This is a genomic window from Microbacterium deminutum, assembly GCF_039530205.1.
GTDB classification, from domain to species: domain Bacteria; phylum Actinomycetota; class Actinomycetes; order Actinomycetales; family Microbacteriaceae; genus Microbacterium; species Microbacterium deminutum.
Map to the genome: position 1 here is coordinate 36,921 of NZ_BAAAOG010000007.1, position 19,689 is coordinate 56,609.

Annotated in this window: 17 protein-coding genes; 9 read left to right on the top strand and 8 right to left on the bottom strand. The window is 69.4% G+C overall.

Annotated features, from left to right (window positions below):
- From ABD212_RS14885 to ABD212_RS14900, 4 genes are all read right to left on the bottom strand, one after another.
- Positions 1-1,071, bottom strand: a complete 1,071-nt coding sequence (locus tag ABD212_RS14885; protein WP_344096021.1) for a GNAT family N-acetyltransferase — start codon at positions 1,069-1,071, stop codon at positions 1-3.
- On the bottom strand, positions 1,064-2,173 hold the full coding sequence (locus ABD212_RS14890) for a GNAT family N-acetyltransferase (RefSeq protein WP_344096024.1): 1,110 nt from the start codon (positions 2,171-2,173) through the stop codon (positions 1,064-1,066). The genes ABD212_RS14885 and ABD212_RS14890 overlap by 8 nt, the downstream gene beginning before the upstream one ends.
- Positions 2,166-3,251 (bottom strand): GNAT family N-acetyltransferase, encoded by a 1,086-nt coding sequence (locus tag ABD212_RS14895; protein WP_344096026.1) that lies wholly within the window; start codon positions 3,249-3,251, stop codon positions 2,166-2,168. The genes ABD212_RS14890 and ABD212_RS14895 overlap by 8 nt, the downstream gene beginning before the upstream one ends.
- A gap of 68 nt (positions 3,252-3,319) precedes the next feature.
- Positions 3,320-3,574: a hypothetical protein gene (locus tag ABD212_RS14900; protein ID WP_344096029.1), complete on the bottom strand. Its 255-nt coding sequence runs from the start codon at positions 3,572-3,574 to the stop codon at positions 3,320-3,322.
- Between the two features lie 523 nt (positions 3,575-4,097).
- Here ABD212_RS14900 and smc point away from each other — a divergent pair.
- Positions 4,098-7,634, top strand: coding sequence for a chromosome segregation protein SMC (smc, locus tag ABD212_RS14905; RefSeq protein ID WP_344096032.1), 3,537 nt, complete (start codon positions 4,098-4,100; stop codon positions 7,632-7,634).
- 7 nt (positions 7,635-7,641) lie between these two features.
- On the opposite strand, the gene ABD212_RS14910 is transcribed toward smc, so the two are convergent.
- Positions 7,642-10,245, bottom strand: a complete 2,604-nt coding sequence (locus tag ABD212_RS14910; protein WP_344096034.1) for a DUF4062 domain-containing protein — start codon at positions 10,243-10,245, stop codon at positions 7,642-7,644.
- Positions 10,246-10,297: 52 nt separating this feature from the next.
- Here ABD212_RS14910 and ftsY point away from each other — a divergent pair, with 52 nt between their 5' ends.
- Both ftsY and ABD212_RS14920 read left to right on the top strand, forming a co-directional pair.
- Complete coding sequence (gene ftsY, locus ABD212_RS14915; protein ID WP_344096036.1) at positions 10,298-11,170, top strand: signal recognition particle-docking protein FtsY; 873 nt, start codon at positions 10,298-10,300, stop codon at positions 11,168-11,170.
- A 59-nt stretch (positions 11,171-11,229) separates the two neighbouring features.
- Entirely contained in the window at positions 11,230-11,730 is a 501-nt protein-coding gene (locus tag ABD212_RS14920; protein WP_344096038.1) for a DUF2004 domain-containing protein, read from the top strand.
- Positions 11,731-11,834: 104 nt separating this feature from the next.
- Here the strand turns inward: ABD212_RS14920 and lipA are convergent, their stop codons facing one another.
- Together lipA and lipB are read right to left on the bottom strand one after the other, a co-directional pair.
- On the bottom strand, positions 11,835-12,836 hold the full coding sequence (gene lipA / locus ABD212_RS14925) for a lipoyl synthase (protein WP_344096041.1): 1,002 nt from the start codon (positions 12,834-12,836) through the stop codon (positions 11,835-11,837).
- Positions 12,833-13,489 carry a lipoyl(octanoyl) transferase LipB gene (gene lipB, locus ABD212_RS14930; protein ID WP_344096044.1) on the bottom strand — a complete coding sequence of 219 codons (657 nt, stop codon included), beginning with the start codon at positions 13,487-13,489 and terminating at the stop codon, positions 12,833-12,835. Before lipB ends, lipA begins: the two co-directional genes overlap by 4 nt.
- A gap of 74 nt (positions 13,490-13,563) precedes the next feature.
- On the opposite strand from lipB, the gene ABD212_RS14935 reads away from it, so the two are divergent.
- Positions 13,564-14,577, top strand: a complete 1,014-nt coding sequence (locus ABD212_RS14935; RefSeq protein WP_344096047.1) for a TetR family transcriptional regulator — start codon at positions 13,564-13,566, stop codon at positions 14,575-14,577.
- A 50-nt stretch (positions 14,578-14,627) separates the two neighbouring features.
- Positions 14,628-16,190, top strand: coding sequence for a signal recognition particle protein (gene ffh / locus ABD212_RS14940; RefSeq protein ID WP_344096049.1), 1,563 nt, complete (start codon positions 14,628-14,630; stop codon positions 16,188-16,190).
- Positions 16,191-16,209: 19 nt separating this feature from the next.
- Here ffh and ABD212_RS14945 read toward each other — a convergent pair whose 3' ends face one another.
- Complete coding sequence (locus ABD212_RS14945; RefSeq protein ID WP_344096051.1) at positions 16,210-17,373, bottom strand: glutamate--cysteine ligase; 1,164 nt, start codon at positions 17,371-17,373, stop codon at positions 16,210-16,212.
- 239 nt (positions 17,374-17,612) lie between these two features.
- Between ABD212_RS14945 and rpsP the strand changes: the two genes are divergently transcribed.
- The 4 genes from rpsP to trmD are packed head-to-tail and all read left to right on the top strand — an operon-like array spanning position 17,613 to position 19,610.
- Complete coding sequence (rpsP, locus tag ABD212_RS14950; RefSeq protein WP_344096053.1) at positions 17,613-18,044, top strand: 30S ribosomal protein S16; 432 nt, start codon at positions 17,613-17,615, stop codon at positions 18,042-18,044.
- A gap of 4 nt (positions 18,045-18,048) precedes the next feature.
- Positions 18,049-18,279, top strand: coding sequence for an RNA-binding protein (locus tag ABD212_RS14955; protein ID WP_344096055.1), 231 nt, complete (start codon positions 18,049-18,051; stop codon positions 18,277-18,279).
- Position 18,280: 1 nt separating this feature from the next.
- On the top strand, positions 18,281-18,928 hold the full coding sequence (gene rimM, locus ABD212_RS14960) for a ribosome maturation factor RimM (protein ID WP_344096057.1): 648 nt from the start codon (positions 18,281-18,283) through the stop codon (positions 18,926-18,928).
- Positions 18,929-18,932: 4 nt separating this feature from the next.
- Positions 18,933-19,610 carry a tRNA (guanosine(37)-N1)-methyltransferase TrmD gene (gene trmD, locus ABD212_RS14965; RefSeq protein ID WP_344096059.1) on the top strand — a complete coding sequence of 226 codons (678 nt, stop codon included), beginning with the start codon at positions 18,933-18,935 and terminating at the stop codon, positions 19,608-19,610.
- Positions 19,611-19,689: the final 79 nt, after the last annotated feature.

The following is a 19,689-nucleotide window of genomic DNA, read 5'->3' on the forward strand; positions in this document are numbered from 1 at the left end:
TCACGAGAGGCGCTTCTGCCATTCGCCGGCGTACATCACCGGCACGAAGCCCATGGCTTCGTTGATCGACAGCATCGGCCGATTCTCCTCGGCGTTGTACGTGTCGATGGCGGCGACCTCGGGGATCGCCTCCCGCATGCGGAGCAGGTTCTCGCCCTTGAGCAGCATTCCCAGTCGATGGCCGCGGTGTGCCTTCAGGACAAGTGTGTCGTCCTGGTTGGCGCTCAGGGGTCTGTCGGCGTCCACGACCAGCTCGGTGAAGGCTGCCAGCTGCCCCGATGCCCGATGCTGCGCCGCCGTCACGAACACTCGGTAGCCGCCCTCGACGCGCTTGGCGTCGAGCCGCCGCACCCTCTCGGCATCCCAGGCCTGCTCCGGCACGTCCACGCCGCCGGCCGGCGCATCCGTCGACATGCGCGATTTCATCCATGCGAAACCGTCGAGATGCTCCTCCGGCGTAGGCGCCTCCCACGAGATCGTGCGGTATGCCCCGGCCGCGCTCCTCGCATCCGCTGTCAGGTCCCGGATGTCGCAAAGGTCCCCGCCGATCAGCAGCCGGCTGTTCCGGTACACCTGCTCGAGCACGAATCCGTGCCGCACCAGGAAACGTGTGACGTGGTCGCGCGGAAGGCTGCCGTACCCGGTCGCGGCAGCGAGGCGATCGCCATCCGACTCCGGGTGTTCGCTCCAGCCCTGCGCGCTCGTCCGTCCGCGCTCCGCGACCAGTCGCTCGAGGACGGTGACCAGCTGGGAGCCGATGCCCTCGCCCCACCGGTCGGGAGTGACCCGGATGTTCATCTCGCCCGTGACGGCACCGTCCTCCTGAGGGAACGTGACCGTCCCCGACGCGACGACCTCGCCGTCCACGCGAGCGAGCAGGCCTTCCATCAGCCGATCCGATCGGTCCTGCCAATGCGGAAGCGCCTGTTCGGGCGTCATCGTGTACTCGTCGTTGCCGCGGACCCTCCGATAGTGGGCGTTTCGCAGCGCGATCAGCTCACGGAAGTCGGCGCCGTCGCCGTCGTCGGCCCGCGAAGGCACGGCGACGGGCGACAGCGTCAGATCAGGCATCCAGCGTCTTCTTCCATGCGCCGGCATAGGACGCCGGCACGAAGCCGATCGCCTCGTTGATGTCGAGCATGTGGCGGTTCTCCTCGGCATTGAACGTCGACACGCGCGGCGACTCCGGCACGAGCTCGCGCCAGCGCAGCAGGTTGGCGCATTTCACGATCGCGCCCAGGCGGTGTCCACGGTGCTCCTTGAGCACCAGCGTGCCGTACTGCTGGGTCGCCGCGGTGTGGTCGGCGGCGATCACGAGCTCGTTGTAGGCGACCAGCGTCCCGGTCGGGACATGCTCGACGCACGCCACCGAGATCGTGTGGCCGCCTTCGAGAAGTCGCCTGTCGCGGCGCTCGACGCGTGCGGCGTCCCAGATCTCCTCCGCCCACACCATGTCGCCCGTGGGCACGTCGGTCGACATCCGCGAGATCACGTACGCGAAGCCGTCCTTGTACCGGTCGGGCGTCGGCGACTGCCACTGCACCACCCGATAGTCCGACCCGGCCGCCTCGAGAGCGTCTGCGAGCATCCGCTCGACGAGGTCGAAGGATCCGGTCAGGTCGAACACGCTGTTGCGCTCGGCCTGCTCGAACGAATAGCCGTTGCGCAGCATGAACTGCGTCTGGCGGTCTTCGGCCGGGATCGACCCGTAGCCGGTGGGCGACGCGAGCCGTTCACCCGGCGCGTCGGGCCGGTGCAGCGTCCAGGTCTGGACGACCGATCGGCCGTGGCGACGCGCTTCGGCCTCGACCGCCACGAGCAGCGCCTCCTCGATGCCCTGCCCCCATAGTTCGGGGTCGGACATCAGATCGTACTCGACCGATGTCGCGGCCTCTTCGAGCGGAATCGTCATGATGGCGGCGCCGACGATCTGGCCATCGCGCGCAGCGGTGAACCCGATCTGCAGCCGGTCCGTCTGATCGTGCCAGGAGGGCAGCTGTTCTTCAGCCGTCTGGTAGAAGTAGTCGTGACCCGCGTCGTGGCGACACAGCGCGTTGCCGATCTCGACCATGGCGAGGAACGGCCCGGCGTCAGGGGCGTCCACCGCCGCCGGCACGGGCATCCTCTCGATGGTGAGTGTCGTGGCATCCGTCACCTCAGTCATCTCAGTCATCGAGCACCTTCTTCCATGCGCCCTCGTACGCGATCGGCACGAAGCCGATCGCCTCGTTGATGTCGAGCATGGGGCGATTCTCCTCTGCGTTGTAGGTGATCACACGGGGGGATAGCGGCGCGATCGCGCGCCACGAGAGCAGGCCCGCGCATTTCACGAGGGTTCCGAGCTTGTGCCCACGGTGTTCTTTGAGCACGAGCGTGTCCTCCTGATACGTGGCCTCGGTGCGGTCCTTGCCGATCACGAGCTCGTTGAATGCCACGAGCTCACCGGTTTCGACGTGCTGTGCGGCCGTCACCTGCATGAGGCGCCCGACATCGGTGTACTTCGCGTCGTGCTGGGCCAGGCGCGCGGCATCCCAGACCTCCTCGTCGAACTCGAGGTTCGCCGCGGGGGCATCGGTGATCATGCGGGACTTCATCCAGGCGTATCCCTCGACGAACTCCGGCGGCGTCGGAGCGAACCACTGCACGACTCGGAAGCCCTCGGCCGCGGCCACCGCCTCCGCATGGAGCCGCTCGACGGTCTCGAACGTCCCCGCGAGGTCGAAGACGCTGTTGCGCTCCACCTGCTCGAGAGAGAATCCGCGGTGCTCGAAGAACCGTGCGGCGTGGTCCTCGGGGATGTCGCCGAAGCCGGTCGGCGACACGATGCGCGGTCCGGGACCGGCGGGATGCTCCGCCCACGCCTGGAGGATCGTCCGGCCGTGCTCGCGCGCGGTCTTCTCGATGAGGGCGTACGCGGCCGAACCGATGCCTCGGCCCCACACCTCGCGAAGCAGCTCCACGCGCCAGAACGCGAGCTTCGAGTCGGTCTCGGAAGGCAGTTCCACCATCGCGCGGCCGACGACACGGCCGTCGTCGACGACGATCCATGCGAGCAGCACCCGGTACTCGTCGGGCTTGAGGTTGGGCAGCAGTTCATCCGCGGGCACCGAGCCGTCGTCATGCCCGGAGATCTCCCGGTAGACGACGTTGCGAACCCGCACCATCTCGCGGAAGTCCGCGGCGTCGTCGGCCTCGACGGACTCCGGGATGACGAGGGGGCGGAATTCGATCCGAGTGAGCGTGTCGCTCATGATGCGTCCTTCGTTTTCAGGGTGGGGGTCCGTCGACCGGATGGCGGTCGACGGACCCCGGGTGGCCATCACGGCCGGGGTGCGAGGAGGACCTCGCGGGTGTAGCCGTGCTCGCGTGCGGCGCGGGCCGCGTGTGCACGGTAGGACCGCGAATGGGCTTCGCGGTCGAGCGTGAGCCGGGGGCTCCTGGTGCTCCAGATGAGCAGACGCAGTCCGATGTGGAGCGCGACGCGATCGATGAGCGAGGTGTGCGGAGGGCGGCTCGTCAGCCGCTGCGTATCGGGGAGACCCGAGAGGCGCTGCGGCGCAAGGAGATTGTTCACGATGATTCTCTTTCGAACGGAGGGTGGTGCCCGAACCCGGTCGAGTCGGGCGCCGGATCCGAATGGATGCCGGCAGGGGAGTGTCATGCCGCAGCACGACGGGGGACGGTTCGCAGGGATGGGCGGGGTGCCCGATGTTCGGGCGGCGCCGCGGAGAGTCAGCCCTGAGACGGGCAGAGTCCTCCCCTGCGGAGGTCAGATGGCGGTGTGAGCGCGGCCGTTCTGGAAGGCGCCGAAGGAGCCGGTCCCCACAGCGAACGCACGCGCGAAGCCGCCGTCTGGGGTGGTGATTCCAGTCGCGGTCATGTGCATCATCGGGGGACCTCCTTTCTCAACTTCGGGACGCGAGGAGTGACATTAGCGCGATCAAGCGGTGCGCGTCAAGCATCCCGGGCGTGTCGCGTTCGCACCCGCACCTGGGACGACGCCCGCGCGATCGTCTGAGCCTCGCCCGGCTCGCCGTGCCGGGGGTGGATGCCCCGTCCGCTACGGTGGACGGGACATCCACCTCGGAGGCGCGCGCATGCACTTGAAGAGCGTCACGCTCAAAGGGTTCAAGTCGTTCGCCCAGCCCACCACGTTCGCGTTCGAGACGGGCGTCACCTGCATCGTCGGCCCCAACGGATCCGGCAAGTCGAATGTCGTCGACGCGCTGGCGTGGGTCATGGGCGAGCAGGGCGCCAAGACGCTCCGCGGCGGCAAGATGGAGGACGTCATCTTCGCCGGCACGGCCACCCGCGGGCCCCTCGGCCGTGCGGAGGTCCAGCTCACGATCGACAACAGCGACGGTGCGCTGCCGATCGAGTACGCCGAGGTCAGCATCAGCAGGACCCTGTTCCGCAACGGTGCGAGCGAGTACGCGATCAACGGCGGCGTGTGCCGCCTCCTCGATGTGCAGGAGCTGCTCAGCGACTCGGGGCTCGGACGCGAGATGCACGTGATCGTCGGGCAGGGCCGGCTGGACAGCGTTCTGCAGGCATCGCCGGAAGACCGTCGAGGGTTCATCGAAGAGGCCGCGGGCATCCTGAAGCACCGTCGCCGCAAGGAGAAGACCCTGCGCAAGCTCGAAGCGATGGAGGCGAATCTCACCCGCCTCAGCGACCTGGCGGGCGAGCTCCGCCGCCAGCTGAAGCCGCTCGGCCGTCAGGCCGAGATCGCGCGGGAGGCGGCCACGATCGCGGCGGTCGTCCGCGACGCCAGGGCCCGTCTTCTCGCCGACGAGGTGGTGGCACTCCGCGGCGAGCTCGCCGCCCACGCCCGCAGCGAGCAGGAGCGCCACACCGAGCGGCTCGTGCTGCAGGACCAGCTCGACAACACGCGGGTGCGGGTCGAGCAGCTCGAGTCGCAGCAGCGCTCCGAGGCCGTCGACGAGGCACGTCGGGTCGCATTCGGCCTCGAGCGCGTGCAGGACCGCCTGCGCGGGCTCTACGCGCTCGCGGGTCAGCGACTGGCGCTGCTCGGAGAGGCGCAGGAGGACGACCTCATCCAGGGCGCCACCGTGTCGCAGGCGGCGATCGACGAGGCGCGGGCCGACATCGATGAGATCGCGGCGGGACTCGGAAGCGCACAGGATGCCGCGGGCGAGGCATCCCGCGACGTGATCCGAGCCCGCGCCGAACTCGACGCACTCGACGCCGACATCGCCGCGCAGAGCGCGCTCGTCTCGGAGCACGACATGCGGATCACCGCCCTTCGGGGCTCGGCCGAGGCCGCGGCATCCGCCCTCGGCGCCGTGCGGGCGGCCGTCGAGCGCCAGCAGCGCGCGCTCGACGGCGCCCTCGCCCGCCGCGCCGAGGCGGAGGAGACCCTCGCCGGCGTCGATCCCGACCTCGTGCCGGAAGGGTCGGCCGCCGAATACGCGTCCGCGTACGAGCGGGCGCAGCGCGACGGGACCGAGGCCGAGGCCCGGGTGGGCGCGCTCCGCGAGAAGCTGCACGCCGCCGAGCGCGAGGCCGAGGCTCTGACGGCGCAGACCACCGCGCTCGGGCGTGCGCTCGAGGTGAAGAACGCGGCGGCGGAGCTCGTCGCCCGGGGTGGTGCCGGAATCCGGGGTCTGCTGGGGGACTCGGTCAGGATCACGGCCGGATACGAGACGGCGATCGCCGCGGCGCTGGGTCCGCTCGTAGAGGGGCTGCTCGTCGAGAGCCGCGAACATGCCTTCGCGACGGCGCGCACCGCCCGCGACGGGGACCACGGAACCGTCGACATCGCGATCGCCGAGGCGCCCTTCGAGCGACCGGCTTTTCCGGCCGCTGCCGGCGTCATTCCTGCGAGCGAGGTGGTGTCGGCGCCGCAAGGGGTGCTCGGCATCCTGTCGCATGTGGTCGTCGCGGACGACCTCGACGCGGCGCTGGCCGCAGGTCCGGTGATCTCGCGCGCGGCGGTCGGCGCGCCCGTCACGATCGTGACCCGGTCCGGAGAGGTGGTCACGGATCACACCGTTCGGGCGGGGTCGGGGCAGGGCAGATCGCGTCTCGAGCTGGCGGCGGAACGGGATGCCGCGGCCGAGCGCAACGCCGAGATCGGCGTCGTCGCGGACTCGCTGCGTGAGGCGCTCTCGAGCGCCGTCCACGGCCTGGAGCAGGCGCGACACCGCACGAAGGGGGCGCTGGCCCACCTGCGGGAGCATGACGCGGCCCTGGCTGCCCACGCTGAGCAGGTGAATCGCGCGACGGTGCGGTACGAGGCCGCCGTCGCCGAATGCGAGCGGCTCGCCGCCGGTGTCGCACAGGCGGCTGGGGCGGTCGAGGATGCCGAGGCGGCGGAACGCTCCGCCGACCGTCAGCTTCAGAACGCACTCGAGGCGCCCCGTCCCATCCTCGACGCGTCGGCCCGCGACGGCATGCTCGCCGCGCTCGAGGCGGCCCGCGACGGCGAGATGCGGGCACGGTTGGATGTCGAGACGCTCCGAGAGCGGATCCGGGCGGGCGAGGCGCGCGTGGTCCAGCTCGAGCGGCAGCGCGAGCGCGAGCGCGACGCGGCCGCGGAGGCCGCCCGGCGCACCGTGATCCGCAGGGCCCAGCGCGAGATCGCGGCCGGCGTGACGGCGCAGCTGCCGGCGGTGCTGGACTCGGTCGACAGGTCAGTGTCGCAGGCGCGGGTCGAGCTGGCCACCGCCGAGTCCGCCCGCAGCGCCGTGACGGCTGAGCTCGTCGAGTTGAGGCGTCAGGAGGCGTCGACGCGCGAACGCCTGTCGGGACTGACCGAGAGCGTGCACGGTCTCGAGCTGCAGATCCATGAGAAGCGGTTGCACGTGTCGGGGCTGCTCGAGCGTGCGGGTTCCGAACTCGGTCTGGACGAGGACATTCTCATTATGGAATATGGCCCGGATCAGCCGGTTCCTGCGGACAGCGCCCCTGACGCTGCGGAGGATGCGGCCACGGCATCCGTCCCATTCGATCGGACGCGACAGCAGCGGCGGCTGCAGGATGCCGAGCGCAAGCTGACCCAGCTCGGGCGGGTCAACCCGCTCGCGCTCGAGGAGTTCTCGGCACTCGAGCAGCGCCACAAGTTCCTGACCGATCAGCTCGCCGATCTCACTCAGACGCGCAAGGACCTCATCACGATCATCGAGGAGCTCGACGAGCGGATGCAGGTGATCTTCCTGGCCGCCTTCGAGGACACCAGGACCGCGTTCTCGGAAGTGTTCCCGGTGCTGTTCCCCGGGGGCACGGGAAGCATCTCGCTCACAGATCCCGACTCCCCGCTGACGACCGGCATCGAAGTGGCGGTGCGACCGGTCGGGAAGAAGATCGAGCGGCTGTCGCTGCTGTCGGGCGGTGAGCGATCGCTGGCGGCGGTCGCCCTGCTGGTCGCGATCTTCAAGGCGCGGCCGAGCCCGTTCTACATCCTCGACGAGGTCGAGGCCGCACTCGACGACGCGAACCTCGGCAGGCTGCTCGGGGTGTTCGAACAGCTGCGCGAGAGCAGCCAGCTCATCGTCATCACCCACCAGAAGCGCACGATGGAGATCGCCGACGCGCTGTATGGGGTGTCGATGCGCCAGGACGGTGTCTCCGCCGTCGTCGGCCAGCGCGTGGGGGAGCGCGTCGCGTCGTGATACCGCTTCAAGCGACGGCGCGACGGATCAGCACCAGCGCTTCGTGGGGGCGGAGGCCGGTTCCGTGGGCGTGCGCCGCAGCCAGGTCCGCAGGGTCGATCAGGGCCGCGAGTTTGTCGTTCAGGACGGCCTCGCCAGGACGTGCGATCGGCCAGGCGAGCAGCCCCGCGCGGTCGCGCAGCCCCGCCACCGCACCGAGCGCTGTTGCGGCGTCGAGGGGTCTTGACTCGGCCACGGCGAGCTCGGCGTAGGCGACGAGCGCGAAGCACACGTTCACCGTTCCGAGATGAGGTCCGTCGAGCTCTTCGAGCACCTCCGCTAGCCGGTGGCGTGCCGCCGAATACGATCCCGACCGGACATCGAGGATCACGAGCTGGGTCCGAGCCCCAGACGTCAGCCACCGGTTGCCGAATCTGCTGCCCAGGTCTGCGGCCTCCACGAGGAATCGCCGACCCTCGTCGTCCTGTTCGAGAGCGGCCTGCAGCATGCCGACCGTGAGGGCGGCGAACGCGATGAAAGCATCGTCGTGCTCGGCGAAGCCCTCGTAAGCGCGAGTGGCGGCTGCCAGGGAGCCCTCGAAGTCGCCCACGATCGGACGGCTCCACGACACGGCGAGGTGCAGCGCGTTCTTGAGGGCCGGTTCGGCTATTCGCCCGATGAGCGGCGGGATCTCCTCGGCTGCCGACACGGCGCCGTCGTCGTCTCCCACGGCCGTGGCGGTGACCACCTGGGTGAAGCGGACCTCCGCCTGGGCGCGGGCATCCAGCGACTCGACGTCGAGACCTGCGTGCAGCTCGTTCACCCACTCGCGACCCTCGACCAGTCCATCGTTCGTCTGCCAGTAGAGCCACAACGATCGCAGCAGGTGAGGCAGTCGGCCGATGTCGTGCGCGAAGAACCATCTGATGGCGGCGCGGACGTTCTCCTCTTCGACGCGAAGCTGATCAGCCCACGGCGTCCGCAGGTCGACGGGAACCGTGTCCGTGTCGATGATCGAGGCGAAGTACTCGGCGTGTCGTCGCTCGATCTCATCGGCGTCGGTGCGGGCGCGCAAGGTTTCGGCGGCGAGCTCGCGCACCGTGGTCAGCATCCGGAACCGCGGCTCGGCGGCTGAAGCGTCCACGCTCACGAGGCTGTGGCCCGCGAGCGAGTCGAGCAGATCGAGCGTGCCGAATTCGGATTCCCCGGCGACGACCGCCGCAGCTGCGATCGTCCAGCCGTCGGCGAAGATCGAAAGCGTCGCGAGCAGGCGCGCCTCGGTGTCCTCGAGCAGTCCGACGCTCCATTGGACCGTCGCGCGCAGAGTGCGCTGCCGCTCCGGCAGGTCGACTGCACCGGTGCCGAGCGCGTCGAGCACCGTTCCGAGCCGGTCGAGCAGGGCTCTCGGCTCGAGCAGTCGAGTGCGGGCGGCTGCGAGTTCGATCGCCAGAGGCACCCCATCGAGCCGGCGGCAGATCTCGGCGATCGCGGCGGCGCTGTCGGGCGTGAGGACGAGGTCGCGGCGGACGGCGCTTGCACGGTCGAGGAAGAGCCGGACCGCCGGAAGAGCGGAGATCTGCTCGACGGTCGCGTCGCCGACGGCGTCGCGTGCGAGAGGGATCGTGAGAGCAGGAACGGCGTACTCCTGCTCGGCGCGCAGTCGAAGCACCGTGCGACTGGTCGCAAGGATCTTCACGCCGAGGCACTGCGTGAGCAGTTCGTCGATCTCGGGCGCCGCCCCGATCACCTGCTCGAGATTGTCGAGGATGAGCATCGTGTCGGCGTCGGCCAGTCGCTCCACCACCGCCTCGAGGGCTGAGCCGCGTCCTTCGATGTTCGCTCCGACCGCGCCGGCGATCCGGGGCATGACGTCCGCGACCTCATAGACGTTCGCAAGGGGGACGAAATGGACCCGCGATCCGGGTCGTCGGTCGACCGCCTCACCGACGGCGATGGCGAGGCGCGTCTTTCCGATCCCGCCAGGACCCGTCAACGTCACGAGCCGGATGCCGGGGTCTGCCAGCATCCCGACGACCGATCGGATGTCGTCATCGCGGCCGATCAGCGAAGTCGACGTCGCCGGGAGCGACCGGCGCTCCTGCGGGAGGGCGGCCGGGGCGGCGGGTGACACGACCGGCTGAACGGAACTCGCGAATCGTTCGCTCAGCAGCACGGCGAGATCGTCGCGGACCAGCCGCCCGAGTTCGCGGGTCGAGCGGAAGGAGCGGTACGCATCCTGTCCTTCCGAGCGCAGCTCGTCGATCATGGCGCTCAGCCGAGGCTCACGATCGGGCGCCGGCGACTTCAGATACAGCAGGCGCGGGCGCGTGCCAGACAGCCTGAACTCGTCCTCCAGCCCCGAGATGTCCATGCCGGGCCCCACCCAGCCATAGCTCTGCCAATACAGGCCGACGAAGATGTCCGACTGGGCGAGATACGCCCGGTAGAGCTCCTGCGGCGGATGCGGCCGGGCGCCGAGCTCGAACATGACGGGCGACAGGCCCATCGACACGATCGCCCGGGCAACGGCGGCGCGCTCCTCGGCGAGCTCGGCGAGGGTGGAGCTCACGAAGACTCGCAGGCGCTGGTCGGGCGTCCGAATGGGCGAGCCGGCGAGGGTCTCCTGGGTCATGCCCCTCATCATGCCGCGATTGCTTCCGTCGTCGCGCGCCTAGGCTGGTCGCATGGCTGAGAGTTCCTGGTCGCTCGGCCGCGCGCTGCGCGGCGTGTTCGTCAAGCCCACGATCGACGAGTCGACGTGGGAAGACCTCGAGACCGCCCTGCTCACGGCCGACTTCGGCCCCGACGTCACCGAGCGCATCGTCGACGAGCTGCACGAGAAGGTCGACCGGTATCGCACGACGGACCCCAAAGACCTGCAGCGGATGCTGAAGGAGACCCTCGAGGAGCACTTCGCCAAGTTCGACACGACGCTGCGGCTCACCGAGCGTCCGGCAGTGGTGCTGGTCGTCGGCGTCAACGGCGTCGGCAAGACCACGACCATCGGCAAGTTCGCGAAGTTCCTGCAGCGCTACGGGCGCTCGGTCGTCGTCGGCGCCGCCGACACCTTCCGTGCCGCGGCGGTGGACCAGCTCGCGACGTGGGCCGAGCGGGGCGGAGCCGCGATCGTGCGACCGCAGCAGGAGGGCCAGGATCCGGCATCCGTCGCCTTCCAGACCATCGACTACGCCAAGCGCACCGGCACCGAGATCGTACTGGTCGATACGGCGGGGCGCCTGCACACCAAGGGCGGACTGATGGATGAGCTCGGCAAGATCCGCCGCGTCATCGAGAAGCAGGCGCCGATCAGCGAGGTGCTTCTGGTCCTGGACGCGACCACCGGCCAGAACGGTGTGATGCAGGCGCAGGCCTTCCTCGAGCATGCGGGCGTCACGGGGCTCGTGCTGACGAAACTGGACGGTTCCGCGAAGGGCGGATTCGTCCTGGCGGTGCAGGAGCGCACCGGGATTCCCGTGAAACTGCTCGGGCAGGGCGAGGGGATCGGCGACCTGACGGGCTTCACGCCGCACGTGTTCGCGGCATCCCTCGTCGACTGAATCCGAGATACGCGCGTCCAGGGCTACCGCGCTGGGGCAGAGGCTGGTTTCATGGGGACATGGCGATCGAGCACGACTTCTTCGGACTCCTCGAGTCCGGGCCGGACGGTTCGATCTTCTGGTCCGAGAATGTCGAGCTGGGGGATCAGACCGTGACGGTCGACCTCACCGCACCCGACCAGGACGACGTGTCGGAAGCGGCGCTCGACGTCGCCGCCGGGCTCATCTCGGCCCTCGAGACGATCGACCGGAGCGCTCGGAACGCCATGGTCGCCGAGCTCGACGACCGCACCAGCGAAGTGATCGAGTACATCCTGCAGCAGCAGGCGACTCTCGGAGAGCAGCTGGACGATCTGCTCGTCGACGTGTCGGGGGATGTGCACATCGACATCATCCGATCGCTCCAGCTCATGAGCATGACGATCCTCGCCGACGAGCACGGCGGTGCCGACCCCTTCGCGGTGCTCGAGTACGCCCTCGACCCCGATGCGACCGACGACGTGCTGCTGGTGAACCTCGACTCCGACGGCGACGTGCTCTCGGTGACGAGCGCGGACTGACCCGCCGGCTCCGCGCGTCTCGTCGCTCCGCTCCTCGCTCAACGACCCGGAGCCGCCGGCCGTTGAGCGAGCGAAGCGAGACGAAACGCGCCCAACACGCGCGTTCACACCGCCTGGGCGAACCCCTGACCTTCGAGCGCGATGTCCTGCGCGAGATGCGCGAGGTGCGGCGGGATGTCGAGCCCCTTCGACAGCATCGACTTGGCCCACAGCCGCCCGGCGCGGTAGGACGAGCGCACAAGCGGTCCCGCGAGTACGCCGAGGAATCCGATGCGCTCCGCCGCTTCCTTGAACTCGACGAACTCGGCGGGCTTGACCCACCGGTCCACCGGGAGGTGACGCGGCGACGGACGAAGGTATTGCGTGATGGTGATGATGTCGGTGCCCGCGTCGTGCAGATCCTGCAGTGCCTGCACGACCTCTTCCGGCTCCTCGCCCATCCCGAGGATCAGGTTCGACTTCGTGATGAGTCCTGCCTCACGTGCCATCGTCAGCACTCCGAGCGAGCGGTCGTAGCGGAACGCGGGCCGGATCCGCTTGAAGATGCGCGGCACGGTCTCGACGTTGTGCGCGAAGACCTCGGGGCGCGAGTCGAACACCTCGCCGAGGAGTGCGGGCTCGCCGTTGAAGTCGGTGGCGAGGATCTCGACCCCTGTGTTCGGGTTCTCGGCATGGATGCGGCGCACGGTCTCGGCGTGCAGCCACGCCCCGCCGTCGGGCAGGTCGTCTCGCGCCACGCCGGTCACCGTCGCATAGCGCAGCCGCATGCGGACGACGCTCTCGGCGACCCGGCGCGGCTCGTCGGTGTCGTACTCGGCGGGCTTGCCGGTGTCGATCTGACAGAAGTCGCAGCGACGTGTGCACTGCGAGCCGCCGATGAGGAACGTCGCCTCACGGTCCTCCCAGCACTCGTAGATGTTGGGACATCCGGCCTCCTGGCAGACGGTGTGCAGCCCTTCATCCTTCACGAGGGAGTGCAATGCGGTGTACTCCGGACCCATCTTCGCCCGGGTCTTGATCCACTCGGGCTTGCGCTCGATCGGCGTCTGGGCGTTTCGGATCTCGAGCCGCAGCAGCTTGCGCTCGCCCGGCGCGGTCGCGGTCACGCGGCGACCCCGGCGTACTCCGCGGCGAAGGCTGCCGCAACCGAGTCGACCACGTCGGCGGGCCCGACATCCGTCCCTGCCACTTCGCTTATCGTCGTGACACCCGCATCCGTGATCCCGCACGGGATGATCCCTCGGAAGGCCGCGAGGGAGTTGTCGCAGTTCAACGCGAAGCCGTGCATGGTCACCCCGCGCTGCACCCGGACGCCGATCGCGGCGATCTTGTCCTCGCCCAGCGGACGCCGCACCCACACTCCGCTCCGGCCCTCGACCCGATAGCCCTCGACCTCGTGCTCGCGCAGCACGTCGATGAGGAGCCCTTCGAGCCGGCGCACGTGTGCGACGACATCCATCGGCTCGGGGAGCCTGACGATGGGGTAGCCGACGAGCTGGCCGGGACCGTGCCACGTGATCTTGCCGCCCCGGTCGACATCGACGACGGGCGTGCCGTCGGTCGGCCGTTCGTGTCGGGCGGTGCGGGCCCCTGCGGTGTACACCGGCTCGTGTTCGAGCAGCAGGAGCGTGTCGGGCCGCGAACCCTCGACGACCTCGGCGTGGATGCGGCGCTGCAGGGCCCATCCGTCGAGGTAGGGGACGTAGTCGGGGGAGAGGCCGACGGTCTGGATCTCGAGCACGTTCGCTCCTTCGCTCATGGCGGCATGACGGCGCGTTTATGGATCGCGTCCAACATTACGCTTCCGCGGACCCGGATCGTACGCTGGGAGCCATGTCGTCAGAGTCGCGATCCGGGAGACCCAAGGCATCCTCGCGCGAGATCCTCGCCGAGGCCGCGTGCGAGCTCTTCCTCGAAAAAGGCTTCGAGGCGACGTCGATCGCCGACATCACCACGCGGGCGGGCGTGAGCCGATCGAGCTTCTTCAACTACTTCGCGGCGAAGTCCGACATCCTCTGGGCCGCCCTGGACGAGCGGATCGCCGCGCTCGAGGCGCGGCTCGCAGACCGTGAGGGTCCGGATGCCGCAGCCGACGTCCGAGCCGCGATCGCGTCCATCGCGGACGGGTTCGCGCCAGACAGCCTCGCCCTCGCACTGGTCAACTCGACCGCCATGCGGCTCGACGATGAGCTGGAGCGCGAGGCATCCGTCCGTCGTTCGCGGGTCGCACGCGTCGTCGGCGATCGTCTCCGCCGCGGCGGGGCGGAGCGGATCGACGCCGAGGTCGCGGGTGCGGCGTGGGGAGGCGCCGTTCTCGCCGCCCTCGACGCCTGGGCGCACGACGGCGCGGGGCGCACGTCGCTGGACCGCTTCTTCGCCCGCGCTTCGGCCGCGGCGGACGAGGCGACGTCTGCGGCGCGCGGGATCGTGCGGCAGCTGCGCGTGGTCGTGCAGGCGGCAGAGTTCGACGAGGCGCTGACCTTCTATCGAGACGTCCTGGGGATGCCGCAGGCCGAGGCCTACGAGGCCGACGGCGGCGCGCGCGTGGTGATCCTCGAGGCAGGGCGGGCGACGCTCGAACTCGCGAATGCCGCTCAGGTCGCGTTCATCGATCGGGTCGAGACCGACGGAGGGGCGAGCGACCCGATTCGGATCGGACTCGAGGTGGACGACACCGCAGGGGTCGTCCAGCGGCTTGCGGGCGGGGGCGCTGAGGTGGAGGCATCCGCTCGCGTCACGCCCTGGCGGTCTCTCAATGCGCGCCTGCGCGGTCCGGCCGGGGTGCAGCTCACGGTCTTCCAGGAACTCGGGCCGCAGCAGGCAGACGATTCCGCGGTTGCCGGATGACCGGCTCGCGGGCGGGGTCGCGGCATCCGCTCGCGTAGAATCGGGGGATCATGGCGACTTTCGGCACCCTCTCCGACCGGCTCACCGAGACCTTCCGCAACCTCCGCAAGAAGGGGCAGCTCACGCCCGCGGACGTCGACGGGACGGTCCGCGAGATCCGGCGTGCACTGCTCGACGCCGACGTGGCGCTGCCCGTCGTCAAGGAGTTCACCGCCAAGGTGCGCGAGCGCGCGCTCGGCGATGAGGTCAACAAGGCCCTCAACCCGGCGCAGCAGGTCGTGCAGATCGTGAACGAGGAGCTCATCGCGATCCTCGGCGGCGACCAGCGCCGGCTGCAGTTCGCGAAGAACCCGCCGACCGTGATCATGCTCGCGGGCCTGCAGGGCTCGGGCAAGACGACGTTCGCGGGCAAGCTCGCGAAGATGCTCGAGAAGGACGGACACACGCCGCTCGTGGTGGCGGCCGACCTGCAGCGGCCCAATGCCGTGAACCAGCTCCAGGTCGTGGCACGTCAGGCCGGCGCCGCGATCTACGCGCCGCAGCCCGGCAACGGCGTGGGCGATCCGGTCCAGGTCGCGCGCGACGGCGTCGAGGTCGCGCGCCGCCAGCAGCACGACGTCGTCATCATCGACACTGCGGGTCGCCTCGGCGTCGATGCCGAGATGATGAAGCAGGCCTCCGACATCCGCAAGGCGACGGATCCCGATGAGGTCCTGTTCGTCATCGACGCGATGATCGGTCAGGATGCCGTGAACACCGCCAAGGCCTTCCAGGAGGGCGTCGACTTCACCGGCGTCGTCCTGTCGAAGCTCGACGGCGACGCGCGCGGTGGTGCGGCCCTGTCGGTGGCATCCGTGACCGGACGCCCGATCATCTTCGCGTCCACGGGTGAGGGTCTCGACGACCTCGAGCCCTTCTACCCCGACCGCATGGCGTCGCGAATCCTCGACCTCGGCGACATCCTGACCCTCATCGAACAGGCCCAGCAGGCCTTCGATGAGGAAGAGGCCATGAAGATGGCCGAGAAGCTCGCGACCGAGACCTTCACGCTCGAAGACTTCCTCGACCAGATGCAGCAGCTCAAGAAGATGGGCTCGATGAAGAAGATGCTCGGGATGCTGCCGGGCATGGGCCAGATGAAGCAGCAGCTGGACGACTTCGACGAGCGCGAGATCGACCGCACCGAGGCCATCATCCGCTCGATGACGCCGGGGGAGCGCCGCAACCCGAAGGTGCTGAACGGATCGCGGCGCCTCCGCATCGCGCGCGGCTCGGGGATGACGGTCACCGACGTCAACGCGCTGGTCAACCGGTTCGAGCAGGCGGCGAAGATGATGAAGACCGTCGCCCGCGGCGGCGTGCCCAACATCCCCGGGATGGGCCCGGTGCCCGGCGCAGGGCGCCCGGGGGCGTCGGCGAAGCGCGGCAGGCAGCCCCAGGTCAAGGGCTCGCGGTCGGGCAACCCCGCCAAGCGCGCGGCCGAGAACGCCGGCATCGCGGCTGCGGCTCCCACCGCGCCGACCGGGTCGGGCTTCGGCCTGGGCGGTGGCGCGAAGGGCGCGCCGTCCGAGGCGGACCTCGCCGAGCTGCAGAAGCTGCTCGGCAAGGGCTGAGCTGCGGAACCGCACCGGCTCAGTGGCCGAGCGCCGCCAGGTGGTCGCGCAACGTCGGCCCCGCCCGGAACTCGCGGATGAGGTGCCGCACGACCTCGCGCAGGTCGCCGTTCGCGGCATCCGCCACCATCAGCTGCCTCTCGTAGCTCGCACCCTCCGTCAGCGTGGTCTCGATCGCGCGGAGCTCGCGGGCGCACTTGAGTTCGATGGCGATGTCGGCGACGCGCTCGAGGGTCTCGCGGAGGTGATCGCGAACCGGCGCCTGGGTGCCTTCGCGGTCGACGATGATCCGGGCATCCAGTCCGTATCGGGCCGCGCGCCACTTGTTCTCGCGCACGAACCAGGGCGGCAGGATCATGAGCTCGCGCCCCTCGTCGAGATCGCGCGAGAACGACTCGACCAGCGCCTGAACGAGCGCGGCGACCGCGGCGAGCTCGGGGAGCGTCGACATCCCGTCGCAGGCGCGCACCTCGACAGTGCCCCAGCGGGGCGCGGGGCGGATGTCCCACCGCACCTCGGTGGCGTCCTCCATGACGCCCGTGCCGATCATGTCGTCGAGGTAGGTCTCGAACTCGGCCCAGTCCTGCAGAGGCCAGGGAAGGCCCGCCGTCGGCAGCTGCTGGAAGACGAGCGCCCGGTTCGACGCGTATCCGGTGCGCTCACCGGCCCAGAACGGGCTGGATGCCGACAGCGCCTGCAGATGAGGCAGATACGCGGCGAGCGCGTTGATGATCGGGAAGACCTTGTTGACGTCCTCCACGCCGACGTGGACGTGGATGCCCCAGATCATCATGTTGCGCCCCCACCACTGGGTGCGCTCGATGAGCTTGTGGTAGCGCGTCTTGTCGGTGATGCCCTGGTTGTACCACTGCGCGAACGGGTGGCTCCCGGCGCAGAGGAGCTCGACCTGCATCGGATTCGTCACGGTCCGCACCATGGCGATCGCGTCGGCGATGTCGTCGACCGCGGCGGCCACGGTGTCTCCGATGCCGCTCGTGACCTCGATCGTGTTGGTGAGCAGTTCGCCCGTGACGGTGTGGCGCTCGAACGAGGTGCGTTCTTCCAGCGCCTCGATGATCTCGGGCGCGCGCGGCACGAGGTCGCCCGTCTCGCCGTCTGCGAGCATCAGCTCCCACTCCAGGCCCACGGTGGAGCGGGCGGATGTCGCGAAGGGCTCCGTCATTCGCACAGTCTCGCACGCAGGCGCGATCACTCGGCGGCGCATCGGCCGGTTCGCGGGATCCCCCGCGGTATGGAGGGCCGGGGTGTTCGCGGGGCGCCCTGCGATATGAGAGAATTACGGGTCGGACCGGACGCTCGACCCTCTATCCAGCGTCGTGGTCCTCCCTTTGAGCTTCCGCCGGGTGTGCACCCCACGCTCCAGGCGACCAGTTCGTCCACTTCCACACATTCAGGAGAATCGTGGCTGTCAAGATCCGTCTCAAGCGCCTGGGCAAGATCCGTGCGCCGTACTACCGCATCGTCGTCGCCGACTCGCGCACCAAGCGGGATGGTCGTGTCATCGAGGAGATCGGCAAGTACCACCCCACCGAGGAGCCCTCGTTCATCGAGGTCGACTCCGAGCGTGCGCAGTACTGGCTGAGCGTCGGCGCGCAGCCGACCGAGCAGGTCGCCGCGCTGCTGAAGCTCACCGGTGACTGGGGCAAGTTCAAGGGCGACAAGAACGCCGTCTCGACCGTTCGCACGGCCTCGGCCAAGCCCGAGTTCGAGATCGACTCGGCGAAGAAGTCGGTCGTCAAGCCCAAGGTCGAGAAGAAGGTCGAGGCTCCGGCCGAGACCGCCGCTGACGTGACCGACGCGGCCGACGACGCCGCCGAGTCCACCGAAGCGTAGCCCGTTGCTCGCCGCCGCGCTCGAGCACGTCGTCAAGGGGATCGTCGATCACCCCGACGACGTGCGCATCGACTCGACCACCTCGCCTCGCGGTGACGTCCTCGAGGTCCACGTCCACCCCGATGACCGGGGTCGCGTGATCGGGCGCGGCGGCCGCACGGCCAAGGCGCTGCGCACCCTCATCAGCGCGCTCGCCGACGGGCGGCGCGTCCGCGTCGACGTCGCGGACGACTGAGGTGCCCGCCCAAGAACCGGCGGACGCCGCCGCGAGTGCTCGCCCTACCGCCAAGACGCAGCTGCGCGTCGGCCGTCTCGTCAAGGCTCACGGCCTCAAGGGCGCGCTGAAGATCGAGCTGTACACCGACGATCCCGACGGGCGATTCGTGCCCGGCGCGACGTTCACGCTGCAGGTGCCGGCATCCTCGCCATGGCACGGCAAGCCGCTGACCGTCCGCGAGTTCCGCTGGATGAACAGCCATCCCGTCGCCTTCTTCGAGGGGGTCGACGACCGGACTGCGGCCGAAGAGCTCGTCCGCGCGATCCTGTGGATCGATCAGGATGGCGAGTCCGCACCTGCGGAAGAGAACGCGTGGTACGACCACCAGCTGGTGGGGCTCGACGTGGTCCGCGACGGCGACGTGGTGGGACGCGTCATCCGCGTCGACCACTTCCCGGCGCAGGACCTGTTGATCGTGCGGCCGGTCGCCGGCTCGGCGACGGAGCACGAGATCCTCGTCCCGTTCGTCAGTGCGATCGTGCCCGAGGTCGACATCGGGGCCGGCCGGGTCGTGGTGACCCCGCCCGCCGGGCTCTTCGAAGAGCTGCCGGGCGACGACGAATCCGAGCCCGCGACAGCGGACGACGCCGAGCCCGACGACGAGTGACGTCATGCGCATCGACATCGTCACCATCTTCCCGGCGTTCTTCGATGTGCTCGATGTCTCGCTGATCGGCAAGGCGCGGGATCGCGGCATCCTGGACATGCATGTCCACGACCTGCGCGATTGGACCCACGACCGCCACCGCACGGTCGACGACACGCCCTACGGCGGCGGCGCCGGAATGGTCATGAAGCCCGAACCGTGGGGTGAGGCGCTCGACGAGCTGCTCGCCGAGGATTCCGTGCTGGTGGTCCCATCGCCGGCGGGCGAGCTGTTCTCGCAGCGGATGGCTCGCGCCCTCGCCGATGAGAGCCACCTGGTGTTCGCCTGCGGGCGCTACGAAGGAATCGACCAGCGCGTCGTCGACCACTACTCCGCCCGCGGGCGCGTCCGTCTGGTGAGCCTCGGAGACTACGTCCTCAACGGCGGCGAAGTGGCCGCGACGGCCGTGGTCGAAGCCGTGTCGCGGCTCGTGCCCGGGGTCGTCGGCAACCCCGAGAGCCTCGTCGAGGAGTCGCACGAGGATGGACTGCTGGAGTATCCGAGCTACACGAAGCCGCCCGTCTGGCGCGACCGCGAGGTTCCGCCGGTCCTGTTGAGCGGCAACCACGGCGCGATCGCGGCATGGCGCAGAGAGCAGAGTCTCGAGCGCACGCGGCAGAACCGGCCCGACCTGCTGACCTGATCGAGGATCGGCAAGAAGGATATTGAGCCGTGCGGCGTGCGGGCGCACACTGGATGTGCAGGCATGGTGAGCCATGCCG

Coding starts and splice junctions, on each gene's coding strand:
- ABD212_RS14890 (WP_344096024.1), bottom strand. CDS start 2,173: ATGACTGAGATGACTGAGGTGACGGATGCCACGACACTCACCATCGAG.
- ABD212_RS14945 (WP_344096051.1), bottom strand. CDS start 17,373: ATGACGGAGCCCTTCGCGACATCCGCCCGCTCCACCGTGGGCCTGGAG.
- ffh (WP_344096049.1), top strand. CDS start 14,628: ATGGCGACTTTCGGCACCCTCTCCGACCGGCTCACCGAGACCTTCCGC.
- ABD212_RS14895 (WP_344096026.1), bottom strand. CDS start 3,251: ATGAGCGACACGCTCACTCGGATCGAATTCCGCCCCCTCGTCATCCCG.
- smc (WP_344096032.1), top strand. CDS start 4,098: ATGCACTTGAAGAGCGTCACGCTCAAAGGGTTCAAGTCGTTCGCCCAG.
- ftsY (WP_344096036.1), top strand. CDS start 10,298: ATGGCTGAGAGTTCCTGGTCGCTCGGCCGCGCGCTGCGCGGCGTGTTC.
- trmD (WP_344096059.1), top strand. CDS start 18,933: ATGCGCATCGACATCGTCACCATCTTCCCGGCGTTCTTCGATGTGCTC.
- ABD212_RS14935 (WP_344096047.1), top strand. CDS start 13,564: ATGTCGTCAGAGTCGCGATCCGGGAGACCCAAGGCATCCTCGCGCGAG.
- ABD212_RS14910 (WP_344096034.1), bottom strand. CDS start 10,245: ATGACCCAGGAGACCCTCGCCGGCTCGCCCATTCGGACGCCCGACCAG.
- lipB (WP_344096044.1), bottom strand. CDS start 13,489: ATGAGCGAAGGAGCGAACGTGCTCGAGATCCAGACCGTCGGCCTCTCC.
- ABD212_RS14885 (WP_344096021.1), bottom strand. CDS start 1,071: ATGCCTGATCTGACGCTGTCGCCCGTCGCCGTGCCTTCGCGGGCCGAC.
- ABD212_RS14920 (WP_344096038.1), top strand. CDS start 11,230: ATGGCGATCGAGCACGACTTCTTCGGACTCCTCGAGTCCGGGCCGGAC.